15 protein-coding genes and 1 pseudogene are annotated in these 22,214 nt (G+C 34.2%); 4 read left to right on the top strand and 12 right to left on the bottom strand.

Features of this window, described 5'->3' with window-relative positions:
• Positions 1-88: 88 nt before the first annotated feature.
• Positions 89-823 (bottom strand): annotated as a pseudogene (locus tag BUB25_RS13425) (XRE family transcriptional regulator); the annotation flags it as partial.
• Positions 824-981: 158 nt separating this feature from the next.
• On the opposite strand from BUB25_RS13425, the gene BUB25_RS13420 reads away from it, so the two are divergent.
• Positions 982-1,626, top strand: a complete 645-nt coding sequence (locus tag BUB25_RS13420; protein WP_072945215.1) for a transposase — start codon at positions 982-984, stop codon at positions 1,624-1,626.
• A 69-nt stretch (positions 1,627-1,695) separates the two neighbouring features.
• On the opposite strand, the gene BUB25_RS13415 is transcribed toward BUB25_RS13420, so the two are convergent.
• From BUB25_RS13415 to BUB25_RS13405, 3 genes are all read right to left on the bottom strand, one after another.
• On the bottom strand, positions 1,696-1,941 hold the full coding sequence (locus tag BUB25_RS13415; RefSeq protein WP_072945213.1) for a TFIIB-type zinc ribbon-containing protein: 246 nt from the start codon (positions 1,939-1,941) through the stop codon (positions 1,696-1,698).
• An 11-nt stretch (positions 1,942-1,952) separates the two neighbouring features.
• On the bottom strand, positions 1,953-2,882 hold the full coding sequence (locus BUB25_RS13410) for a TerC family protein (protein WP_072945211.1): 930 nt from the start codon (positions 2,880-2,882) through the stop codon (positions 1,953-1,955).
• A gap of 89 nt (positions 2,883-2,971) precedes the next feature.
• Positions 2,972-3,310: a hypothetical protein gene (locus BUB25_RS13405; RefSeq protein ID WP_072945209.1), complete on the bottom strand. Its 339-nt coding sequence runs from the start codon at positions 3,308-3,310 to the stop codon at positions 2,972-2,974.
• 886 nt (positions 3,311-4,196) lie between these two features.
• On the opposite strand from BUB25_RS13405, the gene BUB25_RS13400 reads away from it, so the two are divergent.
• Complete coding sequence (locus tag BUB25_RS13400) at positions 4,197-5,024, top strand: glycoside hydrolase family 16 protein (RefSeq protein ID WP_072945207.1); 828 nt, start codon at positions 4,197-4,199, stop codon at positions 5,022-5,024.
• A gap of 708 nt (positions 5,025-5,732) precedes the next feature.
• On the opposite strand, the gene BUB25_RS13385 is transcribed toward BUB25_RS13400, so the two are convergent.
• The 6 genes from BUB25_RS13385 to BUB25_RS13360 all read right to left on the bottom strand — a co-directional run bounded on the left by BUB25_RS13385 (position 5,733) and on the right by BUB25_RS13360 (position 15,359).
• Positions 5,733-7,001 carry a glycoside hydrolase family 18 protein gene (locus tag BUB25_RS13385; protein WP_072945201.1) on the bottom strand — a complete coding sequence of 423 codons (1,269 nt, stop codon included), beginning with the start codon at positions 6,999-7,001 and terminating at the stop codon, positions 5,733-5,735.
• A gap of 150 nt (positions 7,002-7,151) precedes the next feature.
• The gene (locus BUB25_RS13380; RefSeq protein WP_072945200.1) at positions 7,152-8,120 is read right to left on the bottom strand and encodes a BT_3987 domain-containing protein; all 969 of its coding nucleotides are present in this window, start codon (positions 8,118-8,120) and stop codon (positions 7,152-7,154) included.
• Positions 8,121-8,177: 57 nt separating this feature from the next.
• The gene (locus tag BUB25_RS13375) at positions 8,178-10,019 is read right to left on the bottom strand and encodes a RagB/SusD family nutrient uptake outer membrane protein (protein ID WP_072945198.1); all 1,842 of its coding nucleotides are present in this window, start codon (positions 10,017-10,019) and stop codon (positions 8,178-8,180) included.
• 9 nt (positions 10,020-10,028) lie between these two features.
• Positions 10,029-13,448 carry a SusC/RagA family TonB-linked outer membrane protein gene (locus BUB25_RS13370; RefSeq protein ID WP_072945196.1) on the bottom strand — a complete coding sequence of 1,140 codons (3,420 nt, stop codon included), beginning with the start codon at positions 13,446-13,448 and terminating at the stop codon, positions 10,029-10,031.
• Positions 13,449-13,562: 114 nt separating this feature from the next.
• The gene (locus BUB25_RS13365; RefSeq protein WP_072945194.1) at positions 13,563-14,723 is read right to left on the bottom strand and encodes a FecR family protein; all 1,161 of its coding nucleotides are present in this window, start codon (positions 14,721-14,723) and stop codon (positions 13,563-13,565) included.
• 102 nt (positions 14,724-14,825) lie between these two features.
• Complete coding sequence (locus BUB25_RS13360; protein ID WP_072945192.1) at positions 14,826-15,359, bottom strand: RNA polymerase sigma-70 factor; 534 nt, start codon at positions 15,357-15,359, stop codon at positions 14,826-14,828.
• Positions 15,360-15,480: 121 nt separating this feature from the next.
• Here BUB25_RS13360 and BUB25_RS13355 point away from each other — a divergent pair, with 121 nt between their 5' ends.
• Complete coding sequence (locus BUB25_RS13355) at positions 15,481-15,816, top strand: RteC domain-containing protein (RefSeq protein WP_072945190.1); 336 nt, start codon at positions 15,481-15,483, stop codon at positions 15,814-15,816.
• Positions 15,817-16,294: 478 nt separating this feature from the next.
• On the opposite strand, the gene BUB25_RS13350 is transcribed toward BUB25_RS13355, so the two are convergent.
• A complete protein-coding gene (locus tag BUB25_RS13350) occupies positions 16,295-17,719 on the bottom strand; it encodes a SusD/RagB family nutrient-binding outer membrane lipoprotein (RefSeq protein WP_072945188.1) in 1,425 nt (474 codons plus the stop codon).
• An 11-nt stretch (positions 17,720-17,730) separates the two neighbouring features.
• Positions 17,731-20,916 (bottom strand): SusC/RagA family TonB-linked outer membrane protein, encoded by a 3,186-nt coding sequence (locus tag BUB25_RS13345; protein ID WP_072945186.1) that lies wholly within the window; start codon positions 20,914-20,916, stop codon positions 17,731-17,733.
• A 740-nt stretch (positions 20,917-21,656) separates the two neighbouring features.
• Here BUB25_RS13345 and BUB25_RS13340 point away from each other — a divergent pair.
• Positions 21,657-22,070, top strand: a complete 414-nt coding sequence (locus tag BUB25_RS13340) for an RrF2 family transcriptional regulator (protein ID WP_072945184.1) — start codon at positions 21,657-21,659, stop codon at positions 22,068-22,070.
• Positions 22,071-22,214: the final 144 nt, after the last annotated feature.

Here is a 22,214-nt window from a genome sequence, read left to right as displayed (position 1 = left end):
AGAAAGTACAATCATCAAAGTTTTGTTGCACAATGTTGCTATCTATGCAATGCCCCAGACTCCCCGAAATCTCCTGACTCAGGCTCTATTACCCCCTAAATTTCAAATCCTGAACCTCTCTTTTCAACTCTAATAAAATTTCTTTCAAACTTTCCATTTCGGTTACGGGCTGCTTACTGTCAGTCCGGCCAATATTACATTGGTATTCCCATATTTCGAGAATTTCAGAAAATTTAACTTCATAGTTAGGATAAAACCGATTATCTGATTCTAAAACCAATGCATTCTTTTTGTTCTTATTAAGACGCTTATACACCATCCCTTGATTTTTAGTAATCAGGATATAAGTTCTACTATCTTGTATTTGTCCGATATGCTCGACATAGCGTCCCACAATAATAGAACCATCCTCATGCGGTGGCATTGAATCACCCTCTACTGGAAAACCACGATGTTTCCCGGAACCCAAAAAAGGCAAAGAAATCTGTTGCAGGCTTTCAATATACTCAGGATCTGAATAGCCTGTAAGATAGCCTGCCTTTACCTTTTCGGTAACAATCTCTATACTATCATTCCCATTCTGGTCCACTTGGATGGGTAGAATAAGTCGGTTGTTTTCTAAATTAATCAAATCTTGAACATCAATTTTACGAACGTCTACTGACAATAGTAAATCAATACTGATATGAAAATGATAAGCGATCTTCTTTAGGATATCATAAGGAGCTTCCGAGGTACCGTCTTCATATTTGACATACCGTCCCCTGGCAATACTAAGTGATTCGGCCAACTTCTCCTGTGAAATTTTATGTTGCGCTCTAAGGTGGAAAAACCGGTCAAATTGAACACCCTATTCCAGTGTAAATTGATCACCACTTTCTAGTTCAAATTGACCACCTGATTTTGGGGTAAATTGATTATTAAAAACTACTGACTTTTTCATGTTGTTAGCACCATACATTCGTTAAAAAAATACGGATTATGGCAAACAAAATAACAGACATGAGTAAAATTAGAAAAGTAATTAAATTCTATTGTGATGGAAAGAGTAAGTTATTTATAAGCAAGTACTTATCTCTTTCCAGGAATACGGTAAAGAAGTATATTTCTTTATTCAAAGTTCTAGGATTAAGCCTTGAATTAATTAATGAAAAAACAGATGCAGAAGTGGAGCTTTTGTTTGCACAGGCTACTGTGGAATCCATTAGTCCCATATTGCAGACACTCCATAATTTTTTCCCTAAAATGGAATGCGAACTAAAAAAAGTTGGCGTTACCATACAACATATGTGGGAGCAATATATTGCCATAAACCCTAATGGTTACAGGAGTTCACAATTTACTCATCATTACAAAGTATGGAGTAAACATGTCAATCCAGTAATACATATGAATCACAAGGCCGGTGACAAAATATATGTGGATTATGCTGGAAAAACACTCTCTATTATTGATAAAGACACTGAAGAAATCAAAGAAGTACAGTTTTTTGTAGCCATATTGAGAGCCAGAAAATATACCTATGCAGAAGCTTCCATGAGCCAACAAAAGGAAGATTTTGTCACTTCGGTAGAAAATGCTATGCGTTTTTTTGAAGGTAGCCCTGCGGTAATTAGGCTTCGATAAATAAATGAAAAGAGATAAACCGCACTATTCAACAAAATAATGCGGTATTAAACAAGAGATTAAAATGGATTAATCAAACAATTCGTTCAACCAATGCTTTTTCTTATGTTCCTTATAGTAAGCTTGCTGTGGCTGACGCTCAAAAGCTTGTCTATTGAACTGAGGGCTGCTTAATGGCTCATTTCCTGACCTTTCTATTATTTTATCTAGCTCACCTCGATCTAGCCATATTCCTCGACATTGCGGGCAATAATCAATCTCAATCCCTTGCCTGTCAGACATAACAAGTGGAACTTTACAACTTGGACAATTCATAATATTCAATTTTAGTTATTTATTAAATCTTTATTTTTTGGAAAAGCAACAGAAAGCAAAACAGAAACAAGTAATATCCCACATATTACCATTAATGAATAGACTATTGGAATTTTATAGAAATCGACAAATGTCATTTTTATTCCTACAAAAACTAATATTACCGATAAACCATATTTTAAATAGTGGAAGTATTTTGTAATTCCAGCCAAAGCAAAATACAATGCTCTTAAACCCAGTATTGCAAAAACATTAGAGGTGAAAACGATAAACGTATCGTTTGTAATAGAAAGAACTGCAGGTATTGAATCGACCGCAAAAATCAAATCGGTAAATTCTACAATAAGAAGAACAACAAATAGTGGTGTTGCAAATCTTTGACCTTTCAATTTTACAAAAAATTTACCTCCGTGTGTTTCTTCTGTAACAGGAAGGAATTTCTTAAATAACCGTACCAATGGATTTTTATCCGGTTCAATCTCTTTGTCTTTATGAAAGAGCATTTTAATACCCGTATAAATAAGTATTGCGCCAAAAACATATATAATCCAATGAAACTTACTAATAAGTGCTACACCTGCGAAAATAAAAATGGCACGCATTACTAAAGCCCCTAAAATCCCCCAAAATAGTATTTTGTGCTGGTACTTTTTATCAATATTAAAATAGGCAAAAAGCATAATAAAGACAAACAGATTATCAATACTCAATGATTTTTCAATAACATAAGCGGTTAAAAACTCAATTGCTTTTTCTTTGCCCATGAAAATATAAACACCATAATTGAAAATTAAGGCGAGGGATATCCATACAGCGCTCCAAATAAGCGCTTCCTTAATTTTTACTTCGTGCGATTTTCGATGAAAAACACCTAAATCTACTCCTAACATTACTAGGACAAACCCTAAAAAGCAAATCCATATAAAACTATCTACTATCATTTATTTTTAAATTTTGTATTTAATTAGATCAAAACTACCTACTAAATAAAACATATAAGCCTCTCCCCGCTTTCGTAAATTAATACGATCTATTCTGTTCCATTCCATAGCTTGTTTAGAAAATTAATTACTTCATCAAACACACCTGAAAGCCCATTTTGAGCAATAGTATTGGTTATTGATGAAATTAAAGAAAAGAAAATGGTTATTATCCCAATTACTAGAGCTATTACAAGAATCAAAACAACAAGGAAAACGATCTTGAGTTTCTTATTGTTTCTTAAACTATTGATAAGCGCGATTGCGTTAAAACTTCCATGACCGCTAGAATAGGTCTTGTATCTATAACCATCATTTTGATAATAGTTATGCATAGCATGTTTTTTACGACGCTTGCCTTTTTTTTTCAAAAAGTCGTCAAAATCCATATTTATGTATTTTAGTTAATAAACATAATTTTTCAGCATTACTGGATAGAACCCTAATGCTATTTGAGTGAATGAACAATTTTCACACTCTAAACAAGAAATTATAAAATATTAACTAAGCTTTGGCGGTTGCCAAATGGAGTAAAAAGGTTGGGATGCCTTACTAGTGTGATGAAAATGAATGTGTTGGTTATTCTTTTCCTTTAGTAAGAAAAATTTCATCTCATAACTAATTTGGTATTCTTCGTTTATGTCAAAATCAAAGTCAACAAAATTAGACGATAAACTATTTTCAGAGCTTAGCTCCACTAATGAAGAAGTATTACTTTGTTGAAAACAAATATTATAGCACAGTAACATGCCCAAACAGAGCACGATGCTATTGACTAAATTTTTTCGACAAAGATTCATGCCGCAAAAGTAATTAAAAACTAATGTATATGCATTTCGAGATAAATAATTTAGATTAATTTAACACTAGATATGAAAACAAAAACTGCACAATCCAAGCGGTCTCTCTGGGGTCACTTCCTTTGTTCAGGCTCTTCGAAGTCTCATGACTTCGAAGAGCCTCTATTACCCCCTAAATTTCAAATCGTTACTATCTCTTTTCAACTCCAAAAACATTTCTTTCACACTTGCAGTTTCACAGATTTTGGGCTTCCTATATAAAAAAGTATGAAAAGTTTAAATTTCGGCAATTATTCAAAGGTGCTGAGACCTTATTCCATATATTATTGAAGATCCGGTGTCTGTCACTTTAATTTATCCGGTGTATTATTTTTATGCTTGTGGATTTAATTAATTTCTTGCTATTTTTATATTTTAGATAAATTTTAATAAAAACTCTTCTCACAAAGTGAGGAGTATAAAACATAAGCAGATTATGAATAAATTTTTACCAATTATATGTTTCGGCCTTATCTTATTTACTTCTTGTACAACTTTACGTTCAACGAAGGACAATCAGTATATCTATTTGCAAAAAGAAGGAAGAGAAAATAAGAAATGGAAACTGGTATGGGAGGATGACTTTAATGGGGCTGCTATTGACAGTTCTAAATGGAGCAAAATTCCATCAGGTGGAAGCGACTGGAATAAGCATATGAGTAGTAATTCTGATTGCTATGATCAATCGGGTGGAAAATTATATTTAAGGGGTATTAAAAACCCGGATACTTTAAAAGATCCAAGACCCTATCTAACGGGTGGGGTTTATACCAAAGGTAAATTTGCTTTTCAGTATGGTAAAATTGAAATATACGCTAAGTTGGAGTGTGCACAGGGAGCATGGCCTGCCATATGGATGCTTGCGGAGAAAGATAAATATGGCAAGTATCCGAAGAATGGAGAGATTGATATAATGGAACATCTCAATATGGATAATATAATTTATCAAACTACCCATTCGTACTACACACTTGATTTAAAAGAAAAAACGAACCCGCCTCATTCTGGGACAGCAAAGCTGAATATAGCTGAATATAATAAATTTGGATTGGAATGGTATCCAGATAAATTGATATTTACGCTGAATGAGAAAGAAACATTCCGTTATCCGCGCAAACCAGATGTAGACAGCAGCCAGTGGCCGTACGATCAACCTTTTTATGTGATGATTGATCAGCAATTGGGAGGTGCTTGGGTTGGGAAAATAAACCCGGATCAATTACCTGTACAAATGATTATTGACTGGGTAAAAGTGTATCAATAGACTTTATGGGGATTTTAGAGAAAAAAAAGCCTGAAAATTATTGATTTTTAGGCCTTTTTTCTAGAGCCCAAGACGCCACAATAAAAACCCGCCCTCCGATGATAAAAGTAAATTTATTTAACCAGATTCTGGCCAATATCAGGCTCTCCGAGGTCTCCTGACTCATATCTTTGTAGAAGTAATCATTTAATAAACTGCAAATTCCAGTGATATTGACCACCCAATTCCAATTTAAAGTGAGCACCTGATTCCAATTCAAAATGACCACTTGTATATTCCGCTGCAAAGGTCACCACTTATTCCGGAGCAAAGGTCGCCACCTATTCTAGGCTTGAAAAGCCAACATAGGCATATAAAAAAGACACCACCATAAATAAATCTGATGATGCCTTTTTAACCAAACCAAAACCAATATTATTTTTCGCTGAGTTTTTGTACTGCGAATTTGCATTAGCGTATTATTGTTTACGTTCAAAAACAAGTGTTTGAAACTTTGTCCTTCGGAGTCACCCGCTTGTCTCTCTTGCGGAGTCTCGGCAATCATCTATCTTCTTCATCAAAATAGCGTTGCTCTTCTGTTGCCAATTCGATACGACTTTCGCCTGTGATAGCTCCCTTTTGCAAGGATTGACTCCCAGCAATACCATTTCCAAATTAGACATACTAACTTAGCTCTTATATCTCATTTTACATTCCACCAGACAACTGCTATTTTAATACAGCATTACCCAAAGCCTGTAACCACGGATTTTTAGTTGAACCCATATCATAAAAACCTCTTGATAATTCCCAAATCATTGCGCCTTTTAGTCCTTTCGATTTCAGGTAAACACCTTTGGTTTCCATATCTTTTTCATTATCGTAAACGATCATCATATTAGTATTGCTGTTTACATAATAGGAATGTTGAGTAATATCATCCCACATCTCAGTAAACCCTCCTTTACTAATATAATCTTTATACATATCCTTAGTCCCTCTCAAAGATCCTGTAGCGGAAGCACCCAATGACGAATAAGCAGTATATTGAGCCCCGTAAAAAGGCACACCAATGGTTATCTGTAAAGGATTCACACCTCTGGTATTCACATAATAATTTACCGCGTCGTCAATGGCTGATGAATTTCCTTTACTAGTATTTTTATATAAGGGAGAATTCATATTAGCAATTGTTTCAGAACTGTACTCATAAGTCATGGGAGAAAACCAGTCTACACATTTAGCCAAAGCTGACATCTCGTAATACTTAGCAGCCCAGTCTCCTGTAGGCATTGCCATAGTAATAAGTATTTTTTTAGAACCCAAAACAGTTGATTTAGCAAATGCAACCCTTAAGTCCTGTATCAACATAAGAATATTATATCCTTCACTACTACTTTCAGGGTATTCATAATCCAATGCTATACCATCATATCCTTTTTGCTCTAATAGTGTTACTAGGTTGGCCGCAAATTTTACCCGGAGCGTATTATTAGCCAGCAGGGTTCTAAGAATTGGTGCACCCGCTACTCCAATAAGTACTTTTACATTAGCCGCATGTGCTTTTGTTATTAGTTTATCACCATAACCAAAAAAGGTTTTATCAGTCAAATCCGGATAGTATGATAAAGCAGCAGCTTCATTTGCCAAATCGTGATAGACAAGAGTTGGGTCACTTGCCGATTTAGGTCCTATAAAACTATAATCAATATGGGTCACATTTGAATAGTCAATATCGTTATAAGAGTAACCATACCATTGCGACAAAGTTAAATACCCTTCCACTACACGATTTGAATTTGGCACGACAAAAACACTGTCCCGCTTAATAACAACCGGAGGAGTCACAACCGGAGGAGTCACAACCGGAGGAGTGACTACAACAGGGGGGGCATCTGGCAGTGGAGTTTCTGAATTAGAACAGCTCCACAGAGCAGCAAGCGAAAACAGACCAGCAAGCGCAAAAAAGACTGCCTTAAATAATTTATTTCTTTTCATTGTTTAATTTTTAGTTTTAATCATGCCAATCATTCTCGCTAATTGATAAAGCACGATTTAGTTACCACTGGCAAAAAAAATACACGACAGCAATGCAGCTGCCGTGTACTCTTTGAGTGCTTTACATAGCTCATTTCTAGGTATACCTCTTTAAGGTTTAATTCCTATTGCTGTTAATTCGGCTAAAGTAAGACTCTGCCCGCCAGTATTTTGAAGCCTTATGTAGCGTCCTGATACATTGGGTAATATTTCTGTAGGCCTGCCTGCTTTACCAGGGGTGTAAAAACTCTTAACAACACCTGGCTGTGCTAATAATTCTGCTACGCTGGTTCCTTTGAAAGGCGCATCGGAAATAAATACATAAAAATTTATCGTACGATCATCGCAGCAATCGGTTCTGTTCCAAATTTTCACATTATCAATTCTTGGCGAAACAGCTCCCAGATCTACCTCCCAATATTGTTCAGCTCCTGCACCAGATTCGCATACAGATCCACCACCCCAGTCTCCATTGGTATTGCCATCATTTCCTCTTCCAGCATTAAATGATGCTGAAGGATTTTTCCAATAGGATTTCTTATTATCAGACAAATTACCGATGTTCGGCGTTGGTGCCCTAAAAATATAATACTTAGTAGCCATAGCCGGATTTACAGTAATACCGCTTGCTGAAACTGATGCCACTTTTACCGGTAATAAATAATCAGTATCCAGCTGAAGCATACCGGCTTTTACTACCAGGTTTGTTTGTTGAGAAGCAATGCCGTCCTTAGGTATTGTTAAGCTGGTTGCTTCCAAAGAATAACTCCCCTCTGGCATTATAGAGTAGTTGGTTTTATGCGCAGCGTTGTATGTAGTAACCAGATTATTGTCTAAAGCAATTGTTACATCCGCATTTGTAGCAATAGGAGCTATGACTGATACGGCTACAGGAAATTTATACGCATCGGGAGCAAACGAAAGCAAAACTTTACTTTCTACAGCTTCTTTACCCGATGGGGTTATAAAAATACCATTACTAACCTCCATATCCGTATCCTCATTCTCACTGCATCCTGCCAATAAACTAAACAATGCAATGACACAAAAGAGATATTTGAAATAAATTATTTTTTTCATTTTTTTATTTTTTTGTTACTAAATTCATTAAAGTTATACGACATACATTCTCCAAGATTACCACAATGGATTTTGAACTAATTTCTTACTCTTCTGTATTTCTAATAATGGAATTGGATATAAATACATTTTTTTCTCCCAAACTCTAGTCTCATAAGGAGTACGTTGGAAAAATGCAGGTTCAGTTGCACCATTCATGTTCATTCCATAAAAAGCGCCTCCTTGATGACCTTCTGGTTGATCAGCAATCATCCATCTTCTAACATCAAAATAGCGTTGGCCTTCAGTAGCCAATTCAACGCGCATCTCTCTTCTTATCGCTAATCTTTGAGCTTGTTGATTCCCTTGAATTCCTGGCTTAATAACTGAAAGCAATGGTATTCCGGCACGCTCTCTTACCTTATCTACATATTGCAGTATTTTAGAATCATTTGGATTAACCTCATTTAAAGCTTCTGCATATAATAAATAAAACTCGGCAAGTCTAAATATTATAGAAGGTCGGTACTTCGTTCTTGGAAAACTACCTTCGTCTCGAATGGTTCTATCTAATCGTTTGTATAATAGATAACCAGACCAAGGATAATTCTCAGATGAATTATCATTTCCACTCCCTTTATTAAATTTAATTACATTAGTGCCAATATGCCATTTACGTCCATGGAACATCACTGTTTGATAAAATCGAGGTTCTCTATTAATCCACATTTTGTAAGTTCCAACACTGGTTTGTCCACTTTGATCCTCCCCTGCTACGGAAAATCCATTTTCACTATACGTTGGTGATTCATTGATTGGCAAGCCATCTAACATAAAAAAGTCATCCACTAACTCCTGTGTTACTGCTATAGAAGCAAATCCTGATCGTTCCGATCTTGGAGTTAGTCTTCTATAAGTACCGTCTTCAGCTAAAGACCCCCAATCATTATTAGGGTTAGCCCAAATAATTTCATTATTATATTTATCAAATAATTCATACAGAGACGTGTGTGGATTGAAAACGCCTGCATTCTTATATAGTTGATAGTTTCCAGCTTCTGCAAAATCGATTAGTGCTTTTGTTGCATCCAACGCTTTTTGCCATTTAGTATTATCATATGCAGGAAAAATCTTTTTACCATCTTCAGGATTCTCTATCGTTAAAGCTTCACTATACCCTCCATTTAGAAGTGGACTGGCAGCATACATCCATAATTTGGCTTTTACCGCTAGTGCAGCCCCTTTTGTTGGAAGTGCTAAAAATGCTTCAGCTGTTTCTTTATCATTTAGTTGACCAGCCACTTCGGTTAGTTCACTATCTATAAAACTCACTACTTCATCTACCGAATTTCTAGAAAAATCTAAATCTGAAGAATTTGGGTCAACGGCAGTTTTCATTATAGGAATTGGTCCATATAATTCAAACAACAAATAATGGTAATAGGCTCTTAAAAATCTAGCTTGAGCTTTCATTTTAGCCAGCTCGACCTCATCAATATAATCTGCTGAACCACTTTTCGGTATTACTTTGGCGTTTTCTAAAAATAAATTAGCTTGTCTAATTAGTGGGTATAAGAGATTCCATCTATGGAAAGGGGCATTACCAGCATTAAACCCGTTAGATGTAAGGTTTCGCAGGGCTCCTTGAGCCATTTTAAGCTCATCGGTTGAGCCTGCCCATGGATTATCTAAACCATTCATTGAATAATCTGTTCCAAATATCATACACGAACTATTGGTAATTCCTGTGAAAATGTTTCTATGAAACTGCCTAGTATTAGACGGCATACTAAACACCTTCTCCAAAGTCATTTCAGCAGCTAATTCGTCTGATACATCTAAATAGTCTTTACTGCAACTTGTAGCTATAGCCAATAACAAGAATAAAATGGCTATATGTAATTTATTATATAATTTCATGATTTTTTTTTAAAGTGTTAATTCAAGTCCAAAAGTTATTGTTCTAGGTAACGGGTAATTCATACCCGCATTTGCGTTTCCTATTTCAGGATCCCACATTTTAATCTTATCCCATACATAAAGATTGTTGCCCATTATGTATAATCTTCCTGTGGTTAATCCTAATTTTTTTAACAAGCTTTTATCCACATTATAACCTATTTCAACATTTTTTAGACGTATATAACTAGCGTCTCTTAACCACCAAGTACTAGCAACCGTATTATGGAAATAAGTTACAGATCTTTGACGAGGATACATTACATCTTGAGAAGGGTTAGCTACCGTCCATCTGTTTAATCCTTCTTTTCTTACAGAACTTTCTTCTACACCATAAGTAAAAGGAAAGAAACCTTCTGGATTTGATCCCCCAAGTACTGTAGATACATTACCTGCACCTTGGAAAAATCCGTTTAAATAAAAATTCTTATACTCAACATTAAAACCAAGTCCGTAAACTATTTCTGGAACAGTAGGCATTGCAGCATTTCTAGTTTGATCAAATTGATCAATTTTACCATCCCCGTTCAGATCCTTGTATTTAATATCACCTGGCAAATTATTTGGGCTTAGTGTAGAGACAGCCAAACCGTCTTTTAAAGTATAAACATTCGCTCCATTTACTACTGATACATCAAAATCATTTTCAGTATAAAGACCTTCAGCAATATAAATATTAGGAATATTCAAACTGGTTCCTGTAACGTTCATCCATGAATAAGGCTGCTTAACCTCATCAAATTCAGTTATTTTATTTCTGGCAAAGGTGAAAGTTCCTCTCAAACCAACCATAAAGTCACCAAACTCTTTTCTTCCATTCAAACTAAGATCAACTCCTTTATTAGTTACCTTCCCGAAATTTTGCCATGGTGCCTGTCTAAAGCCTGTTGATGCCGAAACAGTGTTTCTTTGTAACAAGATATCATATCTAGAATTATCAAAAAAATCTGCCTGTAACGTTATATTGTTATTAAAAAGACCAAGATCTATTCCTATGTTTCGTTTGTCTTCAATTTCCCAAGACAAAGTTGGTGCTGCAAACCTTCCCTCAGTATATCCACCCAAACCATTTAATGCACCACTTCCTCCAATACCAATTGGATAACCTGAAGCATCAACAAAAGTTCCTCTATATAAGAATCTATCACCTCCAGTATTATCATTTCCTGTTCTTCCAATAGATGCTCTAATTTTTAAATCATTAATTACATCTTTTACACCCTTAAAGAAACTTTCATTACTAGCCACCCATGCCACACCTATTGCTGGGAAAAATCCATATCGATTTCCCTTAGAAAAAGCTTCACTTCCTGTAATACCAAAATTTGCTTCAATAGAATACCTACGATCAAACATATAGGTAGCTCTACCTATATACGCCTCTTTTCTAAAGGCAAGTGCTTCGCTATTAAGTTGAGTTTCTTTTTTATAGTACAGCAACATTCCTCCCACAAGATGCTTATCAGCAAAGGTTTTTCCATAGTTCAAGGATGTTTCAAGATATATGTTTTTATTTCCACTATTATTTTCTGAAGGTTCTCCAAAAACAGTCTCATTTACAGTTTGATTATAAATCAAATTTCCATTAACATCTCTTCCATTTGCAATAAACTGAGCAGGTGTTTTTGTTCTTGTAGAAACATATCTGGAATCAGAATCATAACTAACAACCCCTTTTAACATTAGTCCATCAGTAACTACATCTAGTTTTTGTTCTATAGCAACTTTTGATTGTATGCTGCTTCTCCATTCTTTAGCATAACCTGATTCCATAAGTAAATTATATGGGTTGGAACGATTTGCGCTAGGTGTTGGATGAGAGGCAAAAGTTCCATCCGAAAAAATCATTGGATATAAGTTTGGCGGTGCTAAAGTCATATTTCTAAACAATGCCGCAGTTCCAACTCCGGGATAATTCGTTTCTAAATACTGACCACTTAAATCAACTCTTAATAAAGTAGAATTAGTCACATCAAAGTCTACATTTGATCTCAGGTTATACCGTTTTAATCCAATATTATTTTCATAATTTACATTAGGATTAGACTTAAAAAGACCACTTTCTCCAAAATAGGCTCCAGAAATAAAGAAACGTGCTTTATCTCCTCCTCCTCTAAAATTCAAGGTATGCCTTTGATTATTAGTAGTATTTTTTAATAAATCGAGCCATTGTACGTCTGGATATAAATCAGGATCTAGACCAGATTGAGTTCTTGCTATTATTTCTTCAGAAAATTTAGGTTGCTTACCTTCATTACTCAGACCTTCATTGTAGAGTTTCATAAAATCAACTGCACCTAAAAACTCTGGCAAACGAGTAGGTTCCAAAAAGCTATACTCTCCTCGGTAACTAATCAGTGTCTTTTGTACTTTACCTCTTTTAGATGTAATCAATACTACACCATTAGCTCCCTCAGCTCCATATATAGCAGTAGATGCTGCATCTTTTAAGATCGAAAAAGTCTCTATCTCATCTGGTTCAATATCGTTCATGTTCCTAGGTATTCCATCAACTAAAACCAATGGGGTTGTCCCTCCTTTAAAAGAACTAATACCTCTAATCCAAAACTCAGAATTATCATAACCCGGTTCACCCGAACGTTGGACAGCAATAATTCCAGATACTCGACCAGCCAAATTATTACTTAAACTTCTACTTGGTAATTTAAGCTCTTCGCCTTTTATAGTGCTTATTGAGCTCACTACACTTTCCTTTTTTTGCTTTCCAAATCCAACTACGACAACATCATCCAATGTAGTCGCGTCATCTTGTAACACTATTGTAAGATCAGTTGTTTTTAATTTAACAGGAACTTCTTTTATTATAAAACCTGTATATGAAACAACAAGTACAGCATTTTTATCTTTTACGGTTAATTTAAAATTACCATCAAAATCAGCCTGAGTACCATTTTTTGTTCCTTTTTCCAAAATATTGGCTCCAACCAATGGTTGCCCTGATCCATCAACCACTTTTCCAGTTATCTCAATACTTTGCATTTCTTTTCGGACAACTACAGGTTTCGCATTTTCCTTGATCATTATGATACTGCCATTAGAAACCTCAAAATAAAAATTATTGCTTGTTAAACTTTGCTCTAATAATTTAGTTACAAAGATTTCACCCTTTTTTAATTGTACTTTAGGTGCTTCATTAAATAATTCTTTAGGGTAAATAAAACGATAATCGGTTTGCTTTTTAATAATTTTAAAGACCTGATCTACCGTAACCAATTGGTCATGGTCTATCTTTATCTTTTCTTGCGCAAACGATTTCCCGCTATTAAAACTAAAAACGGTTGTACAGAATAAAAAGATAAAAGTTTTCATAATGGTTAATAAAAGTCGCTCTTTAAAATAAGAAAGAGCAGTGGTTAATTTAATTTTCATAAATTTGCTTGGTGTTAGTTATACAATGATTAATACTCTATAAGAGGGACGAAGTTCAAACACCGCCAAATGTCAAAAAACTTCGTTCCCTTTTTTTTTAAAATATTGTAGCGTTTATTTCAATACAATAGTTCTTTCATTTATTCTATATTCTCGAATAATTCCAAAATTTTTAATAGTCGATAATATATCCTCTAAATTTTGATTTTTATCTAATACACCGACAAACTTCTTGTTTTCAATAGATTTGTTCAAAAAAACAAAATCAACATCATACCATCTAGATAATACCTTCGTAATATCTCTTAGCGTTAAGTCTTCAAAGCTGAAGATCCCTTGTTTCCATGATATTTCATTATAAACATCAACAGTTGATATTGTTATCATTTGATTATCAATATCTAAAACAGACCGTTGACTCGGTTTCAAATATTGTTTTTTCCCTTCAAGACCTACCGTAACCTTACCTTCCACTAGCGTGGTGTAAACATTATCGTCATCCCTATATGCTTTTATATTGAACTCCGTACCCAATACTTCTACTTGTTGATTTTGGTTCAGTACTTTAAATTTAGATCCTTTATGATCTGTGCTTGGAGACACATCAAAATAAGCTTCTCCATAAACCAACTCCACCTCACGTATTTCCCCTTCTACAAATGCAACAGGATATTTTATTTTTGATCCTGAATTCAACCAAACCTTAGTCCCATCAGATAGTTTAACAAAATATTGTCCTCCTCTGGGAATAGTCAAATAATTAAAAACATTTTTTGACTTTGAATTTGCTCCAGAATTATAAACCAGTTTTTCTCCGTTACTATTTAAATTATTGGACACATAATTTTTACCTTTTTCCAGAGTGATATTGGAACCGTCTTCTAACGTAAGAATTGCTTTTTCTTTTCCAGGCTTAACATTTAAAACAATAGGCATTTTTTCTAAAGATGTACCAAAAAAAGTGTCCTTAAAGAAATACCCCGTAAGTAATACACCTGATATAATTGCCGCTGCTGATAATCTCCAATAGAACTTATAATTAGACAATTCTATTCTTTTTACCACATTTATCCAATCGGCTTCCTTATCTATTTGCTTAACTAAATTTTGGCGTTTTTCAATTGAAGAATCATCATTAATATTCTTAATGATGTAATTTTTATCTTCATCATTAAACAACTGAGATTGCTCTACTATCTCAGTATTCTTTTTTTTATCTAAAAATGAAGCGGCTAAGCTCTTTGATAAGTTAATTATTTGTTTAAAATTGGGCATAGAATATCTGATTATAATTATAAAACGACAGAAAGGTTCAATAGGGTGAAGAAAAAGTAAAAAAAATGTTAAAAATTTAATTTTAAAAGACGGTAAAGAAAGTTACTTAAAAATATTAAGTACAAAAAATATTAAAAAGTAATACTCTTCTAATAATGGTCTTAACCTTTTATAAGCTATTTTTTTTTGAGTTTTAACAGTATTGATCGACACACCTAACTCATCAGCTATTTCTGAAACTGTATATTCTTTCAAACTTAATCTAATAATGGCTGCACATTTATCCGGAAGCTCATTAATTGCTTTTTCAACAATACTTGATGCTTCAATTACAACAACTTCCCGTAAAAAAAATGATTCAGTTTCAACTTTCTCTAACTTCCTGGCTGATAAAAAATCGGTTGACTTATAGCGTTTGCTTTTTAGGTAATCCAGTGATTTGTTCTTTACGGATGTATAGAGATAGGCTTTTGTATTGTTTATGTTTTCGAATTCAATTTTATCTTCCCATATTTTTAGAAAAACATCCTGAACAACATCTTTTGCAACATCTAAATCTTCTAAGTATTTATTTGAAAGCAAACACAGAGACACATAAAGCTCATCAAAAAGGCTTTTATATTCTTTTATAGTCATCTAACACAGAGTGGTTGGTTGGTTGGTTTGTTGGTGGTTATTTGGTTTCAAATCTATATAAAAGAAATCAAATTTTATAATTTAGACAGGTATATTTCAAATTTTATAACTAGCAAATCACTTGTTGAAAGCTTTTTTTGACAACGAATTAGAATTTTATAAATATTACAGAACTGGGAATATTTATTTAGATTACAAGTATTTTTTAAGAGGCAAATTTGATATTAAACTTTCTGTAAATAGTTATTATTTTGAAACAGACAAGACTTTTTCAACCTCTCACGATTATAAAATCGCTAAAATTTTAGCAAATAATTTAATTCAATTGTATTTAGAAAACCCGTTAATTATCATTGATAATAAAGACAATACTGAAAAATTACAGCGCAAACCCAACGTAAAAATGACTTGGACAGCACCAAAAGTATCATTAATTATTATATGCATTCCATTCTGAAGGAACATTTAATAATGGTCCAGCATGCAAATTCCAGTCGGTCAATCTTACATTTTCATAAGACCTTTTCGATAAATAAAGTAATTACAGTAAACTTATAGCGATAAAATAAGAATAAGAACAACAATAAAATGAGTTATTGTGGTTTGAATCCAATAAAGGTCACTATAAAAAAGTAAAAGCCTGCAAAGTACTAATTTTGCAGGCTTTTTGGGTTCAACAGAATCGTCGATAATTTTAATTGATTAAGAACCTCTTGTATTTGCTGAGTACGCGGTTTAAATCCTTTAAAGCATTAAATAAATTAAATTTTAAAAGACTAGTGAATCTTATCATGTTATTGATAAAGAGCAAATGTACTTAGCTTTGGTCAAAATTTTTCTTACCTTACTGTTCTCATTTTGTTAATATATTGAACCATTTTATTTATTTATTTACTTGTGAGAGCGAAAGTTGAGTATCCTATACTGGATCCCGTTTACTTTGCATCAAACCATAGTTTTGTAGTCAGCAGATCTTTTCCCTGAGCCGTTACTGCGTTTTGGTAACTAGTTCCATTTAAAGATTGTTCTGTACCTGGATAAAAGAAACGTGAAGGTATCTTTCCATCCAAAACCGTAGCCGGACCTGCTGTCAAAACTGGGTAATCTAGCCTTCTCCACTCTACAAATGCATCAAGACCTTGTCCGTAAAATGCAATCCATTTTTGGGTACCTATCGATTTGGCATAATTTGTCGCATCGTACTTCACAGTTGCCTGATTAAGATAATTGGAAATAGTTGCTGAATCTGTAATACCAAATTGATTGAGCGATGCCGTAATTGCATCTTTATAAAGCAGCTCTGCATTTCCTGCAATATAACCTCGAGCTACAGCTTCAGAAAGATTGAACAACGTTTCGGAATAAGAAACAATTACAGCTGGTGATGTTGACGTCAGGAAGTATTTACCTGGTTTTGATGTTTTGGCAAAACCCTGACTGTTGGCATCACTGTTTGATAATCCATTGGCACCTCCAACGTATTTACCTACGCTTGCATCTGATGGTAGCTGAGCATAAACAGGTAAACGTGGATCGGATAACTCATTTAATTTATCAACCAATGTTTTCGAAATACGAAAATCGTCACGAGTTTCAAACCAGGCTGAGGCCGGATTTTGTTGTGGTGAACTGGCATAAGTAAACTTAAAGGTATCGTTGTTGTTGCTAATTAGTCCTGCAGCATCACTTGTTGCGTCAATAGCAGCTTGCTTAGCTATAGCAGGTTCTTTGTCCGAAATTCTCAACGCGATACGCAAACGAAGCGAATTGACCAATTTTTTCCATTTTGAGATGTCGCCTTTATAAGCCACATCACCAGCTACAACACCGTTTGTTAAACTTAGCAAAGATTGGGCTTGTTTCAAATCTTCAAGCAATCCGGTATATACTTCCTTTTGAGTATTGTAAGTTGGTGTTACTTTTAGACCTGCTTCTTTATAAGGAATATTTCCGTATGCATCAGTCAACAATAAGAATGTCCATGAGCGCAGGGTTAACGCAATTCCCTTATAATTAGAATTCGCCTGCTGATCTGAAAAATTCAGTATCGTGTTCAAATCCGTAATCAAGGTTGCATATCCAGTATTCCACAAAGAAGTGAAGGAGGCATTAGACACATCGTATCTGTCCGGTTCTGTATATTGGATTTTAGCCCAATGCTGAACAAATAACAAAGACGAGTTAAAGTTATTAACGTCTCCCCAATATAAATCAGCTCCCTGTTTTAATGTTCCTGTTAACAGGTAAGGCGCTAATGGTGTTTCGGTTGCATTTGGATTTTTATTAATATCATCCAATGTATCGCTGCAAGAACTAAATGTCAATGCAAAAAGCGTTATATAGGCTATTTTTTTTAGCATGATTGCGTGTTTTAAAATTTAAGATTAACATTAAGGCTGAAATTTCTCGTTGTTGGCAAAGATAAACTCTCCAATCCCTGAGCATTTCCGGTATTAAAAGCTGTTTCCGGGTCAATATTCGGTACATCTTTATAAATAAATAACAAATTACGACCTACTGCAGTAATACTGGCTCCATCTAATCCCAGCTTTCTTGCAAATTTTTTATTGAAATTGTAAGCTAATTTTATTTCTCTTAGTTTCACAAAAGTTGAACTATAGATATAAGCTTCGCTAATATTGTAAGATGCTTTGTAATATTCCTGTGCACTAAGAACTGAAGTATTTGGAGTTCCATCTGCATATACTCCTTTAAAAATCATTCCATCATCATATATTACTGCTCCAGATGGCGCATTACCGCCAGAAACCAAAGTTTTCGTATTTGTAGTACCAGTTGTCGTTACATAATAATTTAATCCGCCATTGGCAGCATCACGACCCGGAAGAGTTTCAGCTAATACACCTGTATATGTACCTGTTCTGTTAGTTCCTGAAAAAATCTCACCACCTACACTAGCATCAACAAGAAATGAAAGTTCAAGATTTTTATAAGTCAAAGTGTTTGTAATACCAGCTAAATAGTCTGGAGTATAATGTCCTAATACTTTCTTTTGCGAATCAGCTTTTGGCAATCCATTTGCACCAACTACTATATTTCCGCTTGCATCACGCAGATAAGCTGTACCATAAAGTGCTCCGTAGGCTTGTCCTACTGATGCCAATACATCAACACCTCCAGAAGAACCAATTGTGTAGTTTTTAATTTTTTTATCATAATCAAGAATTTCTACTTTACTAATATTCCTTGAATAATTTACGCCTACATTCCATTTGAAATCCTCAATTTGGATAGGGTTTCCATCCAATTGAATTTCTATACCATGGTTGTTTATTTTACCTGCATTGATTAATTGAGAATTATAACCGCTTGCAGTCGTTGTTTTTATCTCCAGAATCTGGTCAAAACTATTGGTGTTATAATAAGCTACATCAAAATGAAGTCTGTTTTTCCAGAAAGAAGATTCTATACCAAGTTCGGTAGAACGAGTTTTTTCCGGTTTCAGGTTCTCATTAAGTTTCTTCTGCGACGAGGTTTGAATCGGATTTCCGTCGAATGCAGTTTGAAAATTATAAACCGTAGCCAATTGATACGGATCTGCATCATTACCTACTTCTGACCAGCCACCGCGTAGTTTTAAGAAGTCGAGCGTATTGCTTTTCAGATTCAAGGCTTCGGATAGCACTAAACTTCCATTAACAGAAGGATAGAAAAAAGAGCGATTACTGCTTGGCAATGTTGATGACCAATCATTACGGGCAGTCAGGTTTAAATAGGCATAATTTTTATAACCCAGTTGCGCCGAAGCATATGCACTGTATACTCTCAATTTTGAGTAGGAGTTTGAAGAGGTTAATGCATCTCTCGAATTGGTCAATGTATATAAATCAGGCACAGCTAAACGCGGCGCTTTTTGATAATTGTTTGCATCGCTGTGGTTACGAATATTGAATCCGGCAAGAGCATCCAAACTAAAATCATTTATTTTTTTGGTATAGGTAAAAATACCTTCTGTGTTTTGTTCGTTTACCGTGTAAGCATCTTCAGCATAAGATCCAAAAGGAGTTCCATTGGTACCATATTTAATCTCGTATTTTCTGCGGTCGTTATAATAATCAACTCCGGTACGGAATTTAAAATTAAGACCATCAGCAATTTTGGCATCCAAATGAACATCCCCAATTAAACGGTTACGTTGCTGACTGGTAGTGTTATAGTAGGCATTCCAATAAGGATTACTGTAATAACTATTGTTCCAATTAACATCTCTGTTGTTTCTAAGCTGATTGATATCTACTTGACGTCCAAACCAAAGAAACTGAAGCATGACACCGGCTGCACGATTACCCGATGGTCCGCCAGGTAAGGCTGGAGCATCAGTAACAATATAGTTCCCCGTTAAACCTATTTTTATATTTTTGGATATTTGATAATTAGTGTTAATCGTAAAGTTTGTTTTGTTTACTTCACTATTAGGTACTGTTCCTGTTTGTTTTTGATTATTTACACCTAAGCGGAAATCTGATTTGTCATCCGATTTAGCTACAGAAATACTATTATCAAAAGTAAAACCTGTATTAAAGAAGTCCTTCACATTATTAGGATGAGCAACAAAAGGAACTGCCTCCCCATTTGAATAAAATTGAGGAATAAGGCGTCCATCCAATTTAGGTCCCCAACTTTCATCAACTCCATCATTAACACCACCACCTTTACCATCTACATAACTGAATTTTCCATTTGATCCTTGTCCAAATGAATTTTGAAAGCTTGGCAATGTAGCCACTTGAGAGAGCGTTATACCCGAACTAAAGCTTATGCCTAGTCCCTTTTGATTTTTTCCTGATTTTGTAGTGATAAGAACAACACCATGCGCCGCACGAGATCCATAAAGAGCTGCGGCATTAGGTCCTTTCAAGACCGTCAAGGTTTCAATATCCTGAGGATTTAAATCAGCAACTGCATTTTTGAAATCACGGGTTGCTCCTCCAAAGTTCAACTGCGAGTTATCAACCGGAACTCCATCTACCACAAATAATGGCTGGTTATTTCCAGCTATAGATGTTTCACCACGAATAATAATACGGGAAGATCCCATATCACCCTGCGAATTGGTAATACGAACTCCTGCCAATTTACCAGTAAGACTGTTCATAAAATTCGTTTCTTTTGTATCCGACAAATCCTTGCCCTTAAGTGCTTGGGTAGTATATCCTAAAGACTTTTTTTCTTTTGTAATACCAAGTGCAGTCACTACTACTTCTGACAAAACATTCTGTTCTTGAGTAAGATCAATAACCACTGAGTTTGTATTAACTATAACTTCTGATTTTTTATACCCCAAATAACTTACTATTACGGTATAAGGAAATTTTTGTGCTGTTTGGAAAATAAACTTCCCATCTAAATCCGTTACAACACCTAGCTTCGTTCCTTTAATATTTACTGAAGCACCAATAATGGGCTCTTTTGTAACTGCATCGATTACTGTTCCGTCTAGTTTGGACTGGATTAACGATTCGGTCTCTTGGGCTTTAATCCCTATAGAAACCAACAAAATGCAAAACCATGCATATCTATTTAATTTTTTTTTCATTACTCTGTTTTTTGTTTAATAAATAAGGGGAGCCGTAAATAGATTTACCCCATTCTCGCTTTCCTTATAGCGCTATACAATTTCTTTCAACTTCACCATTTCTGTTCTAGCAAAAGTGTTTTTGTTTTTTATCAGCAATGCATTCGTTTTTTCATTTTTATCTATTTTGGATTACTATTTTATTTGAATTGGTCTATGATAAAATTTATTACTTACGAATAAGGATCCGTCTTGTTACACATTTGTATAAAGTAAAGATGAAAAAACGTAACGGGACAAACTGGTAAAACATAAGTTACCCATGGTTCTTGCTTGTTCAAAAACGAAATGTATTTGAAAGTTTTTGTTTTTTTATTTACTACCCTACTATTTTGATAGGACAAAAGTATATTAAAACTGATAACAAAAAAAAATTTAAATTAAAATTTTTGTAAAAAAATGTTAATTACATCAACGCAAAAATTTAAATTATTAAAAACAAAATAGTTAATACTTCTAAGATTTTTTATTACGCAATATTTTTTTAAATCCACAGGAATAATTTAGAAATAGCAACCGTTTTTAAAATCATAAATATTACAAAATCTTTCTTTTTTAAAGTAGATTTATCCGTAGCAACACAGATAAAAAAATGTTCTGAACTGATCATTAATTAATCAAAAAAAATAAAAAGTATTTAATTTAAATATTTCTCATTTCACTATATTTGGACTTTAGCTAAAAAATAAATATATAGACAGATGTTATCCAACAAAGCCAAATATGCACTAAAAGCCCTATTATATTTAGCGCAACAAGACGAAAATCACATTTCAAGAACTATTGAAATTGCTGAGGCTGCTAACATTCCAAAAAAGTTTTTGGAACAGATTTTATTAGATTTAAAACGGGGCCATTTCGTAGGAAGCAAACAAGGAAAATTTGGCGGTTATTATCTTCTGAAATCTAAAAATGACATTACTTTAGCCGATATTCACCGACTTTTTGATGGTGCAATTGCTTTACTTCCTTGTGCATCATTGAATTTTTACGAACGATGTTCTGATTGCGTAGATGAATCGGAATGCCTACTAAGACACGGATTGATTACCATTAGAGAAGAAACTTTAAAGGCCATGCAAGGCATTACTATTGCTTCATTGGTAAAAATATAAAAAAATATATTTTAAACTCTACTAACTTTATAGGATTAATTATATATTTGCCTCGAATTTAATATATCATTAACAATCCAAATTTAAAAGTATGAAAACGTACCGAAGTAAGTTTGCTTTTTTGAACAGGCAATCCCTGAAAAA

Source organism: Flavobacterium granuli (assembly GCF_900129705.1).
Taxonomy (GTDB): domain Bacteria; phylum Bacteroidota; class Bacteroidia; order Flavobacteriales; family Flavobacteriaceae; genus Flavobacterium; species Flavobacterium granuli.
The sequence above is the reverse complement of the archived record's forward strand: the minus strand, read 5'-3'. Positions and strand labels throughout refer to the sequence as shown.